13 protein-coding genes are annotated in these 17,661 nt (G+C 72.4%); 6 read left to right on the top strand and 7 right to left on the bottom strand.

Annotation, left to right across the window (positions count from 1 at the left end):
* Positions 1-64: 64 nt before the first annotated feature.
* Together AB0D74_RS20495 and AB0D74_RS20490 are read right to left on the bottom strand one after the other, a co-directional pair.
* Complete coding sequence (locus AB0D74_RS20495) at positions 65-1,453, bottom strand: pitrilysin family protein (protein ID WP_362588507.1); 1,389 nt, start codon at positions 1,451-1,453, stop codon at positions 65-67.
* Positions 1,450-2,844, bottom strand: coding sequence for a pitrilysin family protein (locus AB0D74_RS20490; RefSeq protein ID WP_362588504.1), 1,395 nt, complete (start codon positions 2,842-2,844; stop codon positions 1,450-1,452). Before AB0D74_RS20490 ends, AB0D74_RS20495 begins: the two co-directional genes overlap by 4 nt.
* A 301-nt stretch (positions 2,845-3,145) precedes the next feature.
* On the opposite strand from AB0D74_RS20490, the gene AB0D74_RS20485 reads away from it, so the two are divergent.
* Positions 3,146-5,602 (top strand): DNA topoisomerase IV subunit A, encoded by a 2,457-nt coding sequence (locus AB0D74_RS20485; RefSeq protein WP_362589059.1) that lies wholly within the window; start codon positions 3,146-3,148, stop codon positions 5,600-5,602.
* Here the strand turns inward: AB0D74_RS20485 and AB0D74_RS20480 are convergent.
* The 3 genes from AB0D74_RS20480 to AB0D74_RS20470 all read right to left on the bottom strand — a co-directional run bounded on the left by AB0D74_RS20480 (position 5,599) and on the right by AB0D74_RS20470 (position 9,144).
* Positions 5,599-6,708, bottom strand: a complete 1,110-nt coding sequence (locus AB0D74_RS20480; protein ID WP_362589056.1) for a CobW family GTP-binding protein — start codon at positions 6,706-6,708, stop codon at positions 5,599-5,601. The two genes, AB0D74_RS20485 and AB0D74_RS20480, sit on opposite strands and share 4 nt — an antisense overlap.
* A gap of 124 nt (positions 6,709-6,832) precedes the next feature.
* Positions 6,833-7,999 (bottom strand): citrate synthase/methylcitrate synthase, encoded by a 1,167-nt coding sequence (locus AB0D74_RS20475; protein WP_362588501.1) that lies wholly within the window; start codon positions 7,997-7,999, stop codon positions 6,833-6,835.
* A 107-nt stretch (positions 8,000-8,106) separates the two neighbouring features.
* Entirely contained in the window at positions 8,107-9,144 is a 1,038-nt protein-coding gene (locus AB0D74_RS20470; protein WP_362588498.1) for a sugar phosphate isomerase/epimerase family protein, read from the bottom strand.
* A gap of 128 nt (positions 9,145-9,272) precedes the next feature.
* On the opposite strand from AB0D74_RS20470, the gene AB0D74_RS20465 reads away from it, so the two are divergent.
* Positions 9,273-10,385 (top strand): Gfo/Idh/MocA family oxidoreductase, encoded by a 1,113-nt coding sequence (locus tag AB0D74_RS20465; protein ID WP_362588495.1) that lies wholly within the window; start codon positions 9,273-9,275, stop codon positions 10,383-10,385.
* Positions 10,386-10,389: 4 nt separating this feature from the next.
* Here AB0D74_RS20465 and AB0D74_RS20460 read toward each other — a convergent pair whose 3' ends face one another.
* The gene (locus AB0D74_RS20460) at positions 10,390-11,688 is read right to left on the bottom strand and encodes an ROK family protein (RefSeq protein WP_362588492.1); all 1,299 of its coding nucleotides are present in this window, start codon (positions 11,686-11,688) and stop codon (positions 10,390-10,392) included.
* A 157-nt stretch (positions 11,689-11,845) separates the two neighbouring features.
* Between AB0D74_RS20460 and AB0D74_RS20455 the strand changes: the two genes are divergently transcribed.
* From AB0D74_RS20455 to AB0D74_RS20440, 4 genes are all read left to right on the top strand, one after another.
* A complete protein-coding gene (locus AB0D74_RS20455; RefSeq protein ID WP_362588489.1) occupies positions 11,846-13,102 on the top strand; it encodes a citrate synthase in 1,257 nt (418 codons plus the stop codon).
* Positions 13,103-13,181: 79 nt separating this feature from the next.
* Positions 13,182-14,126, top strand: coding sequence for a sucrase/ferredoxin-like family protein (locus AB0D74_RS20450; protein WP_362588486.1), 945 nt, complete (start codon positions 13,182-13,184; stop codon positions 14,124-14,126).
* An 83-nt stretch (positions 14,127-14,209) separates the two neighbouring features.
* A complete protein-coding gene (locus AB0D74_RS20445; protein WP_362588483.1) occupies positions 14,210-15,901 on the top strand; it encodes a sensor histidine kinase in 1,692 nt (563 codons plus the stop codon).
* Positions 15,898-16,578: a response regulator gene (locus tag AB0D74_RS20440; RefSeq protein WP_362588480.1), complete on the top strand. Its 681-nt coding sequence runs from the start codon at positions 15,898-15,900 to the stop codon at positions 16,576-16,578. The genes AB0D74_RS20445 and AB0D74_RS20440 overlap by 4 nt, the downstream gene beginning before the upstream one ends.
* Positions 16,579-16,584: 6 nt before the next feature.
* On the opposite strand, the gene AB0D74_RS20435 is transcribed toward AB0D74_RS20440, so the two are convergent.
* Positions 16,585-17,643 (bottom strand): ABC transporter substrate-binding protein, encoded by a 1,059-nt coding sequence (locus tag AB0D74_RS20435; protein WP_362588477.1) that lies wholly within the window; start codon positions 17,641-17,643, stop codon positions 16,585-16,587.
* Between the last annotated feature and the right edge of the window lie 18 nt (positions 17,644-17,661).

Genomic DNA, 17,661 nt, shown 5'->3' with positions numbered 1-17,661 from the left:
CAATTCGGACATTCCAGAGCCCTGGTGGCCGGGGGTCACCAGGGCTCCGCACACGCGCGTACCGCTACTCGGCGGTGACGACCGTGACTTCGCCGATCCCGAGCGCCTCCACGGGCTCCTTGATCTGCGCCGCGTCCCCGACGAGGACGGTCACCAGGTGGTCCACCGGGAAGGCGTTCACGACCGCCGCGGTGGCCTCCACGGTGCCGGTGCCCGCGAGTTGACGGTAGAGCGTGGCCTGGAAGTCGTCGGGCAGGTACTGCTCGACCTGGTCGGCCAGGGTGCCGGCGACCGCCGCGGCCGTCTCGTACTTGAGCGGCGCCACCCCGACGAGGTTCTGCACGGCCACGTCGCGCTCGGCGTCCGTGAGGCCCTCGGCGGCGAGCGTGCGCAGCACCGTCCACAGGTCCGACAGGGCCGGGCCGGTGTTCGGGGTGTCCACGGAGCCGCTGATGGCGAGCATCGAGGCCCCGGTGCCGTCGGGGGCGGACCGCAGGACCTGCCCGAAGGAGCGGACGCCGTAGGTGTAGCCCTTCTCCTCGCGCAGGACGCGGTCCAGGCGGGAGGTGAGGGTGCCGCCCAGGCAGTAGGTGCCGAGCACCTGGGCGGGCCAGACGCGGTCGTGCCGGTCGGGGCCGACGCGGCCGATGAGCAGCTGGGTCTGGACGGCGCCGGGGCGGTCCACGATGACGACCCGGCCGGTGTCGTCGGCGGACACCGACGGGACCGGGCGGGGCTGCGCGGTGGAGCCGTGCCAGGCGCCCAGGGTCTCGCCGAGCAGCTCGTCCAGGTCGATGCCGGTCAGGTCGCCGACGACGACCGCGGTGGCCGTGGCGGGGCGCACGTGCCGGTCGTAGAAGGCGCGGACGGCGACGGCGTCGATCTTCTCGACGGTGTCCTCGGTGCCCTGGCGCGGACGGGACATCCGCGCGGTGGACGGGAACAGCTGCCGGTAGAGCTCCTTGGCGGCCCGGCGGCTCGGGTTGGCCAGCTCGTGCGGGATCTCGTCGAGGCGGTTGCGGACCAGCCGCTCGATCTCGCTCTCGGCGAACGCGGGGGCCCGCAGGGCGTCGGAGAGCAGCCCGAGGCCCTTGGCGAGCCGGGAGGCCGGGACCTCCAGGCTGACGCGGACGCCGGGGTGGTCGGCATGCGCGTCGAGGGTGGCGCCGGCCCGCTCCAGCTCGGCGGCGTACTCCTCGGCGGCGTGCTTGTCGGTGCCCTCGGAGAAGGCGCGCGCCATGATGGTGGCGACGCCGTCCAGGCCGGCCGGTTCGGCGTCCAGGGGCGCGTCCAGGAGCACCTCGACGGCGACGACCTGCTGGCCGGGGCGGTGGCAGCGCAGCACGGTCAGGCCGTTGTCCAGGGTGGCGCGCTCTGGGGCCGGGAAGGCCCAGGGCTTTGCCTCGCCCGGCTGCGGCTGGGGGTGGAAGTCCATGGTGGCGAGCTCGGTCACTTGGCCGTCTCCTCGTCGTTGTCGCCGGCTTCGACCGTGGCCTCGGCCTCGGGGTCCTCGGGTACGTCGGCGTCCGCGACGGTCTCCGGGGACTTGGGTTCGTAGACGAGCACCGCGCGGTTGTCGGGGCGCAGGCGGGCCTTGGCGACCTCCTGGACCTCCTCCGAGGTGACCGTCAGGACCCGCTGGACGGCGGTCAGGGCGAGCTGCGGGTCGCCGAACAGGACGGCGAAACGGCACAGTTCGTCGGCGCGGCCCGCGACGGTGCCGAGCCGGTCCAGCCACTCGCGCTCCAACTGGGCCTGGGCGCGCTCCATCTCCTCGGGCGTCGGGCCCTCCTCGGCGAACCGGGCGAGCTCCTCGTCGATGGCGGCCTCGATGACCGGCACCTCGACGTCACCGGAGGTCTTCACGTCCAGCCAGCCCAGGGACGGCGCCCCGGCGAGCCGCAGCAGGCCGAAGCCGGCCGCGACGGCCGTACGGTCGCGCCGGACCAGGCGGTTGTAGAGGCGGGAGGACTCGCCGCCGCCGAGGACGGTGAGGGCCAGGTCGGCCGCGTCGGACACGCGCGTGCCGTCCTCCGGGAGCCGGTAGGCGGCCATCAGCGCCCGCGCGGGGACCTCCTCGACGACGACCTCGCGCAGCTGTGCGCCCATGATCTCGGGCAGCGCGCCGTCGCGCGGGGTGGGCTTGCCGTCGTGCGCCGGGATGGAACCGAAGTACTTCTCGATCCAGGCGAGGGTCTGCTCCGGGTCGATGTCGCCGACCACGGAGAGCACCGCGTTGTTCGGCGCGTAGTAGGTGCGGAAGAACGCGCGCGCGTCCTCCAGGGTGGCCGCGTCCAGGTCGGCCATCGAGCCGATCGGCGTGTGGTGGTAGGGGTGGCCCTCCGGGTAGGCGAGCGCGGTCAGCTTCTCGAAGGCCGTGCCGTAGGGGACGTTGTCGTAGCGCTGGCGGCGCTCGTTCTTGACGACGTCGCGCTGGTTCTCCATCGACTCGTCGTCCAGGGCGGCGAGCAGCGAGCCCATGCGGTCGGCCTCCAGCCAGAGCGCGAGCTCCAGCTGGTGGGCGGGCATGGTCTCGAAGTAGTTGGTGCGCTCGAAGCTCGTGGTGCCGTTGAGCGAGCCGCCGGCGCCCTGGACCAGCTCGAAGTGGCCGTTGCCCTTCACCTGGGCGGAGCCCTGGAACATCAGGTGCTCGAAAAGGTGAGCCAGGCCGGTACGGCCCTTGACTTCGTGCCGGGAACCGACGTCGTACCAGAGGCAGACCGCCGCGACCGGGGTCAGGTGGTCCTCGGAGAGCACCACGCGCAGACCGTTGGCCAAGCGGTGCTCGGTCGCTGCCAGGCCCCCGGAGCCTGTCTCGGCCGTGGTCGTGTGACCCATGGGCATGTACGTCCCTTCGCTCGCGGAAGCGGTCCCGAACCGCGGTTTTCCTGCCGGTCCTGCCACTGTATGCAAGCGTGCGGGGGCCGGGCGAAGTTCCCGCACGACGTACGCCCACAGCGGATCGCGCGGGTGGATCGCGTAGCCTGCGTCCGACCCGCCTCGAATGTCTCCGGGCCGCGCTCCGGGCGGCTTCCGGGCACCGGGGCGGGCCGCGGAGACCGGGTCCTGGCCCGGGTTGTCAGTGCCGCGGTCCACAATGGTCCGCGTCAGATCCCGTTCACGCATGAGCAAGGAGCCGGCAGCGATGGCCCGCCGCAGCACGAAGACCCCGCCGCCCGACGACTCGTTCGAGGAGAGGATCCTCGACATCGACGTCGTGGACGAGATGCGCGGCTCCTACCTCGAGTACGCGTACTCGGTCATCTACTCGCGCGCCCTGCCGGACGCCCGCGACGGCCTCAAGCCGGTGCACCGCCGGATCGTCTACCAGATGAACGAGATGGGTGTGCGCCCCGACCGCGCCTACGTGAAGTGCGCGCGTGTCGTCGGCGAGGTGATGGGCAAGCTGCACCCGCACGGCGACTCGTCGATCTACGACGCGCTGGTGCGCATGGCCCAGCCGTTCTCGATGCGCGTCCCGCTGGTCGACGGCCACGGCAACTTCGGCTCGCTGGGCAACGACGACCCGCCGGCCGCCATGCGGTACACCGAGTGCCGGATGGCCGAGGCGACCAGCCTGATGACCGAGTCGATCGACGAGGACACGGTCGACTTCGCGCCCAACTACGACGGCCAGGAGCAGGAGCCGGTGGCCCTGCCCGCCGCCTTCCCGAACCTCCTGGTCAACGGCTCCTCCGGAATCGCCGTCGGCATGGCGACGAACATGCCGCCGCACAACCTCGGCGAGGTCATCTCCGCCGCCCGGCACCTGATCCGCTACCCGAACGCGGACCTGGACACGCTGATGAAGCACGTCCCCGGTCCCGACCTGCCCACCGGCGGCCGGATCGTCGGCCTGGAGGGCGTCCGGGACGCGTACGAGACGGGCCGCGGCACCTTCAAGATCCGGGCCACGGTGGCGGTGGAGACGGTGACGGCCCGCCGCAAGGGCCTGGTCATCACCGAACTGCCCTTCACGGTCGGCCCCGAGAAGGTCGTCGCCAAGATCAAGGACCTGGTCAACGCCAAGAAGCTGCAGGGCATCGCCGACGTCAAGGACCTCACCGACCGCGAGCACGGGCTGCGTCTGGTCGTCGAGATCAAGAACGGCTTCGTGCCGGAGGCGGTCCTGGAGCAGCTCTACAAGCTGACGCCGATGGAGGAGTCCTTCGGCATCAACAACGTGGCCCTGGTGGACGGTCAGCCGCTCACCCTGGGCCTCAAGGAGCTGCTGGAGGTCTACCTCGACCACCGCTTCGAGGTGGTCCGCCGGCGCAGCGAGTTCCGCCGCACCAAGCGCCGCGACCGCCTGCACCTGGTGGAGGGCCTGCTCACCGCCCTGGTCGACATCGACGAGGTCATCCGGCTGATCCGCTCCAGCGAGAACAGCGCGGACGCCAAGCAGCGTCTGATGGAGCGCTTCTCGCTGTCGGAGATCCAGACGCAGTACATCCTGGACACGCCCCTGCGCCGCCTGACCAAGTACGACCGCATCGAGCTGGAGTCGGAGAAGGAGAAGCTCACCGCGGAGATCGCCGAGCTGACCCGGATCCTGGACTCGGACGCGGAGCTGCGCAAGCTGGTCTCGGCGGAACTGGCCGCGGTGGCCAAGAAGTTCGGCACCGAGCGGCGCACCGTCCTGCTGGAGGCCTCGGGTGCCCCGGCGACCGTGGTGGAGCTCCAGGTGGCCGACGACCCGTGCCGGGTCCTGCTGTCCTCGACGGGCCTGCTGGCCCGCACGATGAACGGCGAGCCGTTCGCGGAGGACACCGACGGCAAGCGCGCCAAGCACGACGTGATCGTCTCGGCGGTCCCCGCGACCGCGCGGGGTGAGATCGGCGCGGTCACCTCGACGGGCCGCCTGCTGCGCGTCAACGTCGTCGACCTCCCCCAGCTCCCCGACACGGCTGCCGCCCCGAGCCTCGCCGGCGGCGCCCCCCTCTCCGAGTTCCTGTCGCTGCAGGACGGCGAGACGGCGGTCTGCCTGACCACCCTGGACGAGTCCTCGCCGGGTCTCGCGCTCGGCACCGAGCAGGGCGTGGTCAAGCGCGTGGTCCCCGACTACCCGTCCAACAAGGACGAGTTGGAGGTCATCACCCTCAAGGAGGGCGACCGGATCGTCGGCGGTATGGAACTGCGCACCGGCGAGGAGGACCTGGTCTTCATCACGGACGACGCGCAGTTGCTGCGCTACCAGGCCTCCCAGGTGCGTCCGCAGGGCCGTCCGGCGGGCGGTATGGCGGGCGTCAAGCTCACCGAGGGTGCGAAGGTCATCTCCTTCACCGCGGTCGACCCGGCGGCCGACGCGGTGGTCTTCACGGTGGCCGGCTCGCGCGGCACCCTCGACGACTCGGTGCAGACGACGGCCAAGCTGACCCCGTTCGACCAGTACCCGCGCAAGGGCCGGGCCACCGGCGGCGTGCGCTGCCAGCGGTTCCTGAAGGGCGAGGACTGCCTGTCCTTCGCCTGGGCGGGCCCGGTCCCGGCGAAGGCGGCCCAGAAGAACGGCACCCCGGTCGACCTCCCGGAGATCGACCCGCGCCGCGACGGCTCCGGTGTGTCGCTGGCGAAGACGGTGTCGGTGGTGGCCGGCCCGGTCTAGGCCTCGTACCGGTCGTACCCGCCGCCGTCGGGGCCTTCCGCGAGGCCCTGGACGTAGCGCAGGACGCCCCACATGCCGTGCTCGTCGGCGTGTGGGGCGTCGTTCGTGCACGCCTCCAGCTCCTTGCGGAGCGCGGTCGCGTCGATGCCGGAGCCGATCAGGACGAGCTGCGTGAGGCGTTCCTCGCCGTGCCCCCAGGCCTCCGGGTAGAACCGCAGGAACCGCCCCACGGCATGCACGGCGTACCGGTTGCCCGGGTCGTACGGCCCGAAGTCGACGTACCCCTTGATCCGGTAGAGCCCCTCGGGACGGCTGTCGAGGAAGGCCATCAGCCGACGGGGGTCGAGGGGCCGCGCGGAGGCGAAGGACAGGCTGTCGTAGGCGGTGTGCAGATGTCCGTCGTGCGCGCGGTCGCCACCCTCGCCGCTGTCGTGGTCGTCGTCGTGGTGGGCGCCGTCGTGGTGATCGCCGTCGTCGTGGTGGTCGTGCAGGTCGTCGAAGGACAGCTGTCCGATGCGTTCCTCTCCGGGCCGGCAGTCGAACAGGAACTCGGGGTCGATACGACCGTAGGTGGCCGGTACGACGGCGGCGGCCGGGTCGGTGAGCGACCGGACGAGCCCGAGGACACGTTCGCCGCCCTGCTCGGCACGGTCGAGCTTGTTGACGACGACCAGGTCGGCGAGGGCGAGGTGCCGGTCGATCTCGGGGTGCCTGGCACGCGTGTCGTCGAACTCGGCGGCGTCGACGACCTCGACGAGGCCGCCGTAGACGATGCCGGGATGCTCGCTGGCGAGCAGCATCCGGACGAGTTCCTGGGGTTCGGCGAGGCCGCTGGCCTCGATGACGACGACGTCGACGCCGGTGCCGGGGTTGGCGAGGCGCTCCAGGTAGACGTCCAGTTCGCCGGCGTCGACGGCGCAGCACAGGCACCCGTTGCCGAGCGAGACGGTCGAGTCGCCGAGGGCTCCGGCCACGGCCATGGCGTCGATCTCGATGGCCCCGAAGTCGTTGACGATCGCCCCGATCCGGCTGCCTCCGCTGCGGTGCAGCAGGTGGTTCAGGAGCGTGGTCTTCCCGGACCCCAGGAATCCGGCGAGGACGACCATCGGGATCTGCCGGGAGGTGGGGCGGTGCTCCAAGGGGGGCCTCTTTCGCGCGGGCGGGGGGTGGCGGGCCGGTCCAGGATAGGAAATCCCACCGGACCGGACACCGCGCCCCGTTCCCGTCCGGCTACCCGGTGACGGCGCCGGCCGCCTCCGGCTTCGGTCCCACGTAGCGTGCCACCGGCCGGATGATCTTCGAGTCCGTCGCCTGTTCCAGGATGTTGGCGCTCCAGCCGACCGCGCGGGCCGCCGCGAACGTGGGGGTGAACATCTCCCGGGGCAGGCCGCACAGTTCCATGACCACGCCCGCGTAGAACTCGACGTTGGTGTGGAGTTCGCGGCCGGGCTTCAGCTCGGCGAGGATCCGCTCGACGTGGCGTTCGACCTCCACGGCGAACTCGACGCGGGGGCCGCCGAAGTCCTGGGCGATCTCGCGGAGCATGCGGGACCGGGGGTCCTCCGTGCGGTAGACGGCATGTCCGAAACCCATCACCCGGTCGCCGGCGAGGACCCGTTCACGGATCCACGGGTCGATCCGGTCCGGCGTCCCGATCGCGTCCAGGGTGTCCAGCGCACGGCTGGGCGCACCCCCGTGCAGCGGTCCGGACAAGGCCCCGACCGCGCCCACGAGGCAGGCCGCGACGTCCGCGCCGGTCGACGCGATGACGCGTGCGGTGAACGTTGATGCATTGAATCCGTGATCAATGGTTGAGATCAGGTATTGCTCGACCGCACGCGCCCGCCGCGGATCCGGTTCCGCGCCCGTCAGCATGTACAGGTAGTTGGCCGCGTACGACAGGTCCTCGCGCGGTTCCACCGGGTCGAGCCCCTGCCCCAGCCGGTACAGCGCGGTGAGCAACGTCGGTACGGCCGCGCAGGCGGCGACCGTGTCGTCCCGGCGCCGGTCCGCGTCGATGTCGTACACCGGCCGGAACCCCTTGGCCGCGCCGAGCAGCGAGAGGGCGGTGCGCAGGCCGGCCAGCGGGCCGGAGGTGCGGCTCGCCGCGGCCACCGCGGGCAGGGCCGCCCGGACCTCTGCGGGCAGGCGCCGGAGCGCGGCGGTCTCGGCGGCGAAGGCCGCCGCGCGCTCCGGGTCCGGCAGCCGACCGTGGACCAGGAGGTGCCAGACGTCCTCGAAGCCGCGGGTGCGGGCGAGTTCGACCGCCGAGTACTGGCGGTAGTGGTAGAAGCCCTCGCTCCCCCGGACGTCACCGACCTCGGTGTCCGTGACGACGACCCCGGCGAGCCCGCGCGGCACCTCGACAAGGGCCGACGCGCTCCTGTTGACGGTCATGACCTGCCTCCGTTTTCCTCCCTGAAGATGATTCGACTATCCATGATTGATTGCATCCCTGTCCATATTGATTAAATCAACATGGACAGGGCGGACTCACTGTGCGCTCACTGGTTGCTGAACGCCGAGTCGAACGACGCCTTCGGCAGTGGCCACAGGGCGGCGCGGATCCGGCCGACGGCCTCGGCCGCGCCGTGCAGGCGGTCCATGCCCGCGTCCTCCCACTCCACCGAGACGGGGCCGTCGTAGCCGATGGCGGCCAGGGCGCGGAAGGCGTCCTCCCAGGGCATGTCGCCGTGGCCGACGGAGACGAAGTCCCAGCGCCGGCGCGGGTCGCCCCAGGGCAGGTGGGAGCCGAGGATCCCGGCGCGTCCGGACGGGGGGCGCACGCGGGTGTCCTTGCAGTCGACGTGGTAGATGCGGTCGGCGAAGTCCGTGATGAAGCCGACGGGGTCGACGCCCTGCCAGATCATGTGCGAGGGGTCCCAGTTGAAGCCGAAGGCCGGGCGGCGGCCGATGGCTTCGAGGGTGCGCTCGCTCGTCCAGTAGTCGTAGGCGATCTCGGACGGGTGGACCTCGTGGGCGAAGCGCACGCCCTCGGCGTCGAAGACGTCGAGGATCGGGTTCCAGCGGCGCGCGAAGTCCTCGTACCCCTCGTCGATCACCGCCTGGGGGACCGGCGGGAACATCGCCACGTACTTCCAGATCTTCGATCCGGTGAACCCGACGACGGTGTCGGCGCCGAGCCTGCGGGCGACGCGGGCGGCGCGCTTCATGTCCTCGGCCGCGCGCTGCCGGACACCCTCCGGGTCGCCGTCGCCCCAGATCTCCGGCCGCAGGATCGCCTGGTGGCGGAAGTCGATCGGGTCGTCGCACACCGCCTGGCCGCCGAGGTGGTGGGAGATCGCCCAGACCTTGAGCCCGTGGCGCTCCAGGATCGCCTGCCGGTGCGGCAGGTAGTCGGGGTCGGCCTCGGCGCGGGCCAGGTCCAGATGGTCACCCGAGGCCGCGATCTCCAGACCGTCGTAGCCCCACTCGCCCGCCAGCCGCGCCACCTCCTCGAACGGCAGATCCGCCCATTGACCGGTGAAGAGGGTGACCGGCTGCCGGGCCGGTTCCGGGCTCTGTGCCTGGCTCTGGTTCATGCGCGACCTCCTTGGCGTTCCCGCCACTTTAGCTTACGGTGATCAAAAGTTGACCTTGCGAGAGTCGTCACTCTCCGTTTTTTCGATCTGTTCACGCGTTAGCCCCTCAGAGAGAAGAGGTGCGTGTCATGCGCGTCGGTGTCATCGGTACCGGCTTCATGGGGGCCGTGCACACCCGGTCCGCACTCGTGGCCGGCGGCGATGTGGTGGGCGTGGTGGGGTCGACGCCCGCGAAGGGCCGCCGCGCCGCCGCGGAGTTCCGGGCCGGCCAGGGCTTCGACTCGGTCGAGGACCTGCTGCGGCACGGGGTGGACGTACTGCACGTGTGCACGCCCAACGCCACGCACGCCCGCTTCTGCCGCGCGGCCCTCGCCGTCGGCGTGCCGGTCGTCTGCGAGAAGCCGCTGGCCACCGACGCCGCGACCGCACGGGAGCTCACCGACCTCGCGGCGGAGCGCGGCCTGGTCACCGCCGTGCCCTTCGTGTACCGGTACTACGCCTCCGTGCGGGAGGCACGGACGCGGATCCGGCGGCCGGGGCACCGGCCGCCCTGGCTGATCCACGGCAGCTATCTCCAGGACTGGCTGGCCGACAGCGCGGCGACCGACTGGCGGGTCGACCCGGCGGACGGCGGTGCCACGCGCGCGTTCGGGGACATCGGGGTCCACTGGTGCGACCTCGCCGAGTTCGTGACCGGGCAGCGGATCACCAGGGTGAGCGCCTCCTTCGCCCGCGCGGTCCCGGCCCGGCCCGCCGCGGACGGCACCCCGCGCCCGGTCGAGACCGAGGACGGTGCGGTCGTCCTGCTCGAAACCGACGCGGGCGCGATCGGATCGGTGGTGGTCAGCCAGGTCTCCGCCGGGTACAAGAACGCGCTGTCGTTCTCCTTCGACGGGCCGGACGCCAGCTACGCGTTCCGCCAGGAGACCCCCGAGTCGCTGTGGATCGGCGGCCGGAACGCCAACGAGGTGCTGCTGCGCGACCCGAACCGGGCCGGGGCCCCCACCGGCCGTGCGGCCGGTCTGCCGTCCGGGCATCCGCAGGGCTACTACGAGGCCTTCGCCGACTTCGTGGCCGACGCCTACGCGGCGATCCGCGGCGAACAGGCCACCGGGCTGCCGACCTTCGCCGACGGGCTGCGCGCGGCGGAACTGGCCCGGGCGGTCGTCGACTCGGCGCGCGGCGGCGGCTGGGTCGACGTTCCCGCGGTGGCGACGGGACGGGCGGAGGGACGCGGCTGAGCCGCTACCGCGCGCCCGCCAGCGGCACGTCGAGCGGCAGCGGCCCGGCGAGGTCGTCGGTACCCGCGCGGATCCCGCGCGGGCTGCCGCGCCGGAGCCACCGGTCGAGCAGGTCCGGGTAGAGCAGCTCGTCGACGGCCAGGGTCGCCGCTCCGACGACCCCCTCGGCGCGGCCGAGGTCGACCCGGGCGATGACGAGTTCGTCGGTGGCCAGCGGCAGGGAGCGCCTGGCCACGACCTCCGCGACGGGGTCCCGGAACACGTCGCCGGCCTGCGCCAGCACACCGGCGAGGTAGACCGTCGAGGGGTTGAAGACGCTGACGAGCGTCGCCAGTTGACCGCCGACCAGCTCGCCCGCCCTGGTGACGAGCTCGGTGCTGACCCGGTCGCCCGCCCGGCAGCCGTCGAGCACGTCGGTGACGGCCAGCGGCGCGTCCCGGCGCTCCAGCCGCTCCAGGCGCTCGGCCAGGAAGGCGCTGCGCCCCTCCAGGGCCGCGGCGCGGGCGTCACGGGTGAGGGCCCAGCCGCCCGCGAACGCTTCGAGGCACCCGAACTTGCCGCACCGGCACCGGTGCCGGGACTCCTCGGCGACGATGGTGTGCCCGAGGTCGCCCGCCGCGCCGCGCGCTCCCCGGTGCAGCCGGCCCCTGGACATCAGGCCCAGGCCGATCCCGGTGCTCGCCTTGACGAGCAGGAGGTTGTCGCCCGCGACCGCCCGGGTCCGGCTCCAGGCGCCGAGCGCCATCAGGTTGGCGTCGTTGTCGACCCAGGCCGGCACGTCGTAGTGGGCTTCGAGCCGGTCCCGGAGCGGGAAGCCGTGCCAGCCGGCCATGATCGGCGGCCGTACCGGCATCCCGCGCGCGAAGTCGACCGGTCCGGGGACGCCCACGCACACCCCCCACAGGCGTTCCCGCAGCTCCGGACCGAGCAGTTCCTCCGCCGTCCGGACCAGCGTGGCCAGGGACGCCTCGGGGCCCGACTCGATGTCCCACGCCACCCGGCGGTCCGCGAGCAGGGTCCCGTCGAGGTCGGTCACCGCGGCGTGCAGATGGGTGGCGCCGAACACCGCGCCGAGGACGGCACCGCGGCCGGACGCGATCCGCAGGATGCGGGAGGGCCGTCCGCCGGTGGAGGGGGCCGGCTCGCCCTCGGCCACCAGGCCGACCCGGATCGCGTGGTCCACCCGCTGCGTGATGATCGTCCGGCCCAGCCCGGTCTGCCGGCCGAGGTCGGGCCTGGTCACGGCCGCTCCGCTCCGGATCAGCCCCAGGACCAGGGAGAGCGTACGGGTGTGGTCGGTCATGCAGTGAGCTTATGGTCCCGGCGACCGCCGTCGTCACCGACGGCGAGGCCGGGAGGCCCCACGGCGCAACACAGCCTCGTCAACCTCCATCAGCCTCCATCCATCTCCATCAACATTGATCGAGTCAATCCATGCCGAAGCGGCTACGGTGACGCCCATGCGCGATCAACACCCCGCTCCCGGCAGTCCCGCGCGGCGGCTGAGCACCAGGGAGACCGCCGAGCTGCTCGGCGTGAAACCCGAGACCGTGTACGCCTATGTGAGCCGGGGTCAGCTCAGCAGCAGACGCGAGCCCGGGGGCCGTGCCAGCACCTTCGACGCCGGGGAGGTGGCGGCGCTCGCCCGGCGCAACAGGCGGGAGGCCGCCGGGAGTCCGGGCTCCGGCGGTGACCTGTCGGTGCGCACCCGGATCACGCTGATCAACGAGGACCGGTACTTCTACCGGGGCGTCGACGCCACCGAGCTCGCCGCGCGCCACTCCTACGAGGAGGTGGCCGAATGGCTGTGGACGGGGCGCATGACCCGGGGCATGGCCTTCAGCGCCCCGGAGGCCACCGTCACGGCCGCCCGCCGGGCCGTCGACGCGCTGCCCGAGCACACCTCGCCCACGGACCGGCTGCGGGTCGCCACGATCGCCGCGGCGGCCGAGGACCCGCTGCGCTTCGACCTGTCCGAGGAGTCCGTCCTGGGCACCGCACGCGTGCTGATCCCCACGCTCGTCGCCGCGCTCCCGGTGCAGCGCCGGCGGGGGCACGACGACGGCCCGCTGGCCCACCGTCTGTGGCGCCGGCTGGCCGGTACCGACCCCGGCGACGCCGAACTGCGCGTCCTGGACACCGCGCTCGCACTGCTCGTCGACCACGACCTGGCCGCCTCCACCCTCGCCGTCCGGGTCGCCGCCTCCGCCCGCGCGCACGCGTACGCGGCCGTGTCGGCGGGGCTCGGCGTGCTCGAAGGCCCCCTGCACGGCGCCTCCAGCGGACTCGCCCACCGGCTGCTGCTCGACGTCCTCGACCAGGGCACCGCCGTCACGGTGATCGCGGACGAGCTCCGCGCGGGCCGCCGCATCCCCGGCCTCGGCCACCGCCTCTACCAGGGCGAGGACCCACGCGCGCGTGCGCTGTTCGCGCTGCTGGAGGACGTTCCCCGCGCGGAGCCCGCCCTGCTCGCGGCCCGGGACATCGTCGCCACGACCGCCCGGCACACCCCGCTGCACGCCAACGTCGACCTGGCGCTCGCCGTGTTCACGGCCTCCTGCGGCATGCCGGCCACCGCGGGCGAGACGATCTTCGCCGTCGCCCGGACGGCGGGCTGGATCGCGCACGCCCTGGAGGAGTACGGCGAACGCCCGCTGCGCATGCGGCCCAGCGGTCACTACGTCGGCCCCAGACCACCGCAGCCCCTGCCGGAATAGCCCCTGCGGTGACCCCGCGGAATCCCGAACGGACGAGGCCGGAAGTCACCCGGGGCAAAGTCAGGTTAGGCTCACCTCTGTGAGTAGGTGCGCAACCGTCTCCCGGATGCTCGACGAGCCCGTTTCGGGTACCGCAGCCACCGCGACGACGTGGCTGCTGCTGGAACAACCCGGCCCGTGGGGTCCCAAGGCGCTCACTTCGAGCCATCTGGACCCCGCACTGGGCCGCGCCCTGGAGACGGCCGCCCAGGGGACCGGCGTACGGATCGCGCTCATCCGCCGCCCTGGCCGCCACGCCGACCCCGGCACCCCCGCCGTACGCCAGGTGTACGTCGCCCACACCGTCCCCGGGAACGTCTGGCTGCACAGCGCCACCACTCGCGACCCGGGCCGCCTGCTCGACCTCGACTTCGCCGCGCTCGGCGCGGGCGACCACCGTTCGTTCGGCGCGGCGCTCGACGGCCGGCCGCACCAGGGCAGCCCGCTCGCGCTCGTCTGCACCAACGGCAGGCGGGACCGCTGCTGCGCCCTGCTGGGCCGCCCGCTCGCCGCCGAGCTGGTCGCGTCCGGTGCGACGGGCACCTGGGAGGTCACCCATCTGGGTGGTCATCGCTTCTCGCCGACGGTGCTCGTCCTGCCGTACGGCTACGCGTACGGCCGCGCCGAGGCACACGCCGTCAAGGAGGTCCTGCACGGCATCCACGAGGGCCGTGTGGTGCTGGACGGGTGCCGCGGCTGCTCCGCCTGGGAACGCCCCGGCCAGGCGGCCGAACTGGCCGTGCGCGAGGCGGCGGACGAGTACACGGCGGGCGTGCTGAGCGTCGTACGGACCGAGGGCGCGGCCCCGCGCTGGGAGGTCACCGTCACCCACGCCGACGGCCGCCGCTGGCGGGTGTGCGTGGCCCAGGGCGCCTCGCTGCCGCCGCGCCCGGAGAGCTGCGGGGCGTCGGTGCTGGGGTCGCCGGCCCGGATGGACGTGGTGTCGGTGCGGGAGCTGCGCGCGACGACGGCACTGGCGAGCTGACCCGGACTTTCCCAAGATTTGGTCAAGAGATCCACGCCACACCCCCTTAAGGACGGCGTACCCGCGCACGTACCGTCGTGGGTATGAGCCCCACGCCCCCCGTGCGCCGTCTGCGCCCCCGGCTGCCCCGGAAGGTGTTCTCCCAGGTCCTGCTGATGCAGCTGGCCATCGCCGCCGGGGTCGCGGTGCTCGCGACCGGGCTCTTCCTCGCCCCGCTGAGCAAGCAGCTGGACCAGGAGGCGATGCGCAGGGCGCTGGCGATCGCCGAGACCACGGCCCAGGACCCGGAGATCGCCGAGGGGGTGCTGACCACCCCGCCGACCGTGAACGGACCGGTGCAGCAGGAGGCGGAGCGCATCCGCAAGGCCACCAACGCCGAGTACATCGTGGTGATGGACCGGGGCGGCTTCCGCTGGTCGCACACCACGCCCTCGGAGATCGGCCGGCATGTGTCGACCGACCCCACGGAGGCGCTGGACGGCAAGGAGGTCATGCAGATCGACGACGGCACCCTGGGCCGCTCCGCGCGCGGCAAGGTGCCGCTGTACGACTCGAAGCACCGGATCATCGGGGCGGTCTCGGTCGGCATCGCCTACGACAGCGTGCGGGCGCGGCTGCTCAGCACGATCCCCGGGCTGTTCGCCTACGCCGGCGGTGCCCTCGCGGTCGGCGCGCTGGCCGCCTGGCTGATCTCCCGGAGGGTCCAGCGGCAGACCCGCGACCTGGCCTTCTCCGACATCTCGGCGCTGCTCGCGGAGCGCGAGGCGATGCTGCACGGCATCCGCGAGGGGGTCGTCGCCCTCGACCGCGGCGGCCGTATCCGGCTCCTGAACGACGAGGCGAGACGGCTCCTGGGCATCGGTGACGAGGCCGTCGGCCGCTCCCCCGACGAGGCGCTCGGCGCGGGCCGTACGACCGACGTGCTGGCCGGCCGGGTCACCGGCACCGATCTGCTCACCGTGCGCGGCCAGCGGGTCCTGGTCGCCAACCGGATGCCCACCGACGACGGCGGTGCGGTCGCCACCCTGCGCGACCGCACCGAGCTGGAGCAGCTCGGCCGCGAACTCGACTCCACGCGCGGCCTGATCGACGCCCTGCGCGCCCAGGACCACGAGCACGCCAACCGCATGCACACCCTGCTCGGGCTGCTGGAGCTGGAGATGTTCGACGACGCCGTGGAGTTCGTCGGCGAGGTGGTCGGCGACCACCGGGTCACCGCCGAGCAGGTCACGGAGAAGATCCAGGATCCGCTGCTGGCCGCCCTGCTGGTCGGCAAGGCGACCGTCGCGGCGGAGCGCGGGGTCGCCCTGTGGGTGTCGGACCGCACCTGGCTCCCGGACCGGCTGATCGACCCGAGGGGGCTGGTCACGGTCGTGGGCAACCTGGTGGACAACGCACTGGACGCGGTCGCCGGTACGCCGCACGCGCGCGTGGAGGTCGAGTTGTGCGCGGAGGGCCGCGCGGTCGTGCTCAGGGTGCGCGACACGGGGCCCGGGATCCCGGCGGCGCAGCGGGAGCTGGTCTTCACGGAGGGCTGGTCCACCAAGAAGCCGCCCGCGCACGGCAAGCGCGGCATCGGGCTCTCCCTGGTGCGCCGGCTCGCCGAGCGGCAGGGCGGCAGCGCGACCGTGGGCGAACCGGATGGCGGGGGCGCGCAGTTCACGGTCGTGCTCCCCGAGGCGCTGACCGAGCCGGCGCCGGAACCGGGGGCGGCCCTGGAGCCGGAACCGGCGCTCGAACCGGCACTCGCCCCGGCCGAGGAGGAGACCCGATGATCGAGGTCCTGGTCGTGGACGACGACACCCGGGTCGCCCGGGTCAACGCCGCCTACGTCGAGAAGGTGCCCGGCTTCCACGTGGCCGGCGCCGCGCACAACGCGGCCGAGGCCCTGCACCAGTTGGAGACCCTGCCGCGCCTGGACCTCGTCCTGATGGACCACTACCTCCCCGACGACACGGGGCTCGCGGTGGTCCAGGAGATGCGCAGGCGCGGCCACCAGACCGACGTGATCATGGTGACGGCGGCCCGGGACGTGTCGACCGTCCAGGCGGCCATGCGTCACGGCGCCCTGCAGTACCTGGTCAAGCCGTTCGCGTTCGCGGGGCTGCGCGCCAAACTGGAGGCCTACGCGCGGCTGCGGCGCACCCTGGACGGCGGCGGCGAGGCCGAACAGGCCGAGGTGGACCGCATCTTCGGCGCCCTGTCCGCGCCGTCCGAACCGGGGCTGCCCAAGGGGCACTCCCCCACCACGGCCGAGCTGGTGCGCCAGTCCCTGATGAGCGCCGAGGGCCCGCTGTCGGCCCAGGAGATCGCCGAGCGGACGGGGGTGAGCCGCCAGACCGCCCAGCGCTATCTGAAACTCCTGGAACGCACCGGACGGGCCCGGCTGACGCTCAAGTACGGCGACGCGGGCCGCCCCGAACACCGTTACGTGTGGGCGACCCGCGGCTGAGGCGTGTTACTTGGCGGCCTCGACGAACTCCGTGGTGTACGTCTTGCTGAGGTCGACGTCGGCGTTCTGGATGTTGGTGTTGAACGCCTTGAGCACCTTCTCCACGGTCTCCGGGCCGTTCTCGGGCATCACCCCGTCGTCCGTGAACATCGGCAGCGTGCTCTTGATGGACTGCGTGTAGAGGGCCTTGTCGCCCTGGGCGTAGTCGGCGGGCATCTTGGCCGCGATCTCGGCGGCGCTGTGCGTGGACATCCACTTGAGCGTCTTGACGAATGCATTGACCAGCTTCTGGACGGTGTCCTTGTGACCGTTGACCCAGTCCGTCTGCATGTACAGGCTCGACGACGGGTACGGCCCGCCGAGCGCCTTCTCGGATCCTTCCGGCGTCCGCATGTCCACCAGGACCTTGCCCGCCTTCTTGTCCAGGATCGTCGCGACGGTCGGGTCGGTCGTCATGCCGCCGTCGATGGAGCCCTGCTGGAGCGCCGAGATGAAGGTCGCACCGGCGCCGACGGCGACCGGCGAGAAGTCGCTGACCTTCACCCCGTTCTTGACGGCGAGGTACTTGGTGAGGAAGTCCGTCGACGAGCCGAGGCTGGTGATGCCGAGCTTCTTGCCCTTGAAGTCCTTGGGCGAGGTGATGTCGCCGGCCGCCTTGGTGGAGACGACCTCCACCTCGCCGGGAGCGCGTGAGAACTGCACGACGGACTCCACGGCCTTGCCCTTGGTCTGGAGGTCCAGCGTGTGGTCGTAGAAGCCGACCGTCCCCTGGACCTGCCCGGCGACGAGCGCCGTCTCGGCCTGCACACCGGCCGGTTCGGTCAGCAGCTCCACGTTCAGGCCCTCGGCGTCGAAGTAGCCGAGCCGCTGGGTGAGCATGGCGGGCATGTAGATGACCTTGTCCAGGCCACCGACCATGATCTTGACCTTCGTACCGCTGCCGTCACCCTTGCCGCCGGAGCCGGTGGAGGCGGTGCTGGCCGCGTCGTTGGCGCAGGCGGTGAGGGAGGAGAGGGCGAGCAGGCCGGCGGCGGCCAGGGTGCTGTATCTGGCGGACTTGCGCATGCGGGGTCACGTCCTTGT

Origin of the sequence: Streptomyces sp. NPDC048278 (genome assembly GCF_040652195.1) — a bacterium.
GTDB lineage: Bacteria > Actinomycetota > Actinomycetes > Streptomycetales > Streptomycetaceae > Streptomyces.
Note: the sequence above shows the minus strand (reverse complement) of the source record. Positions and strands in the feature narration are given on the sequence as shown.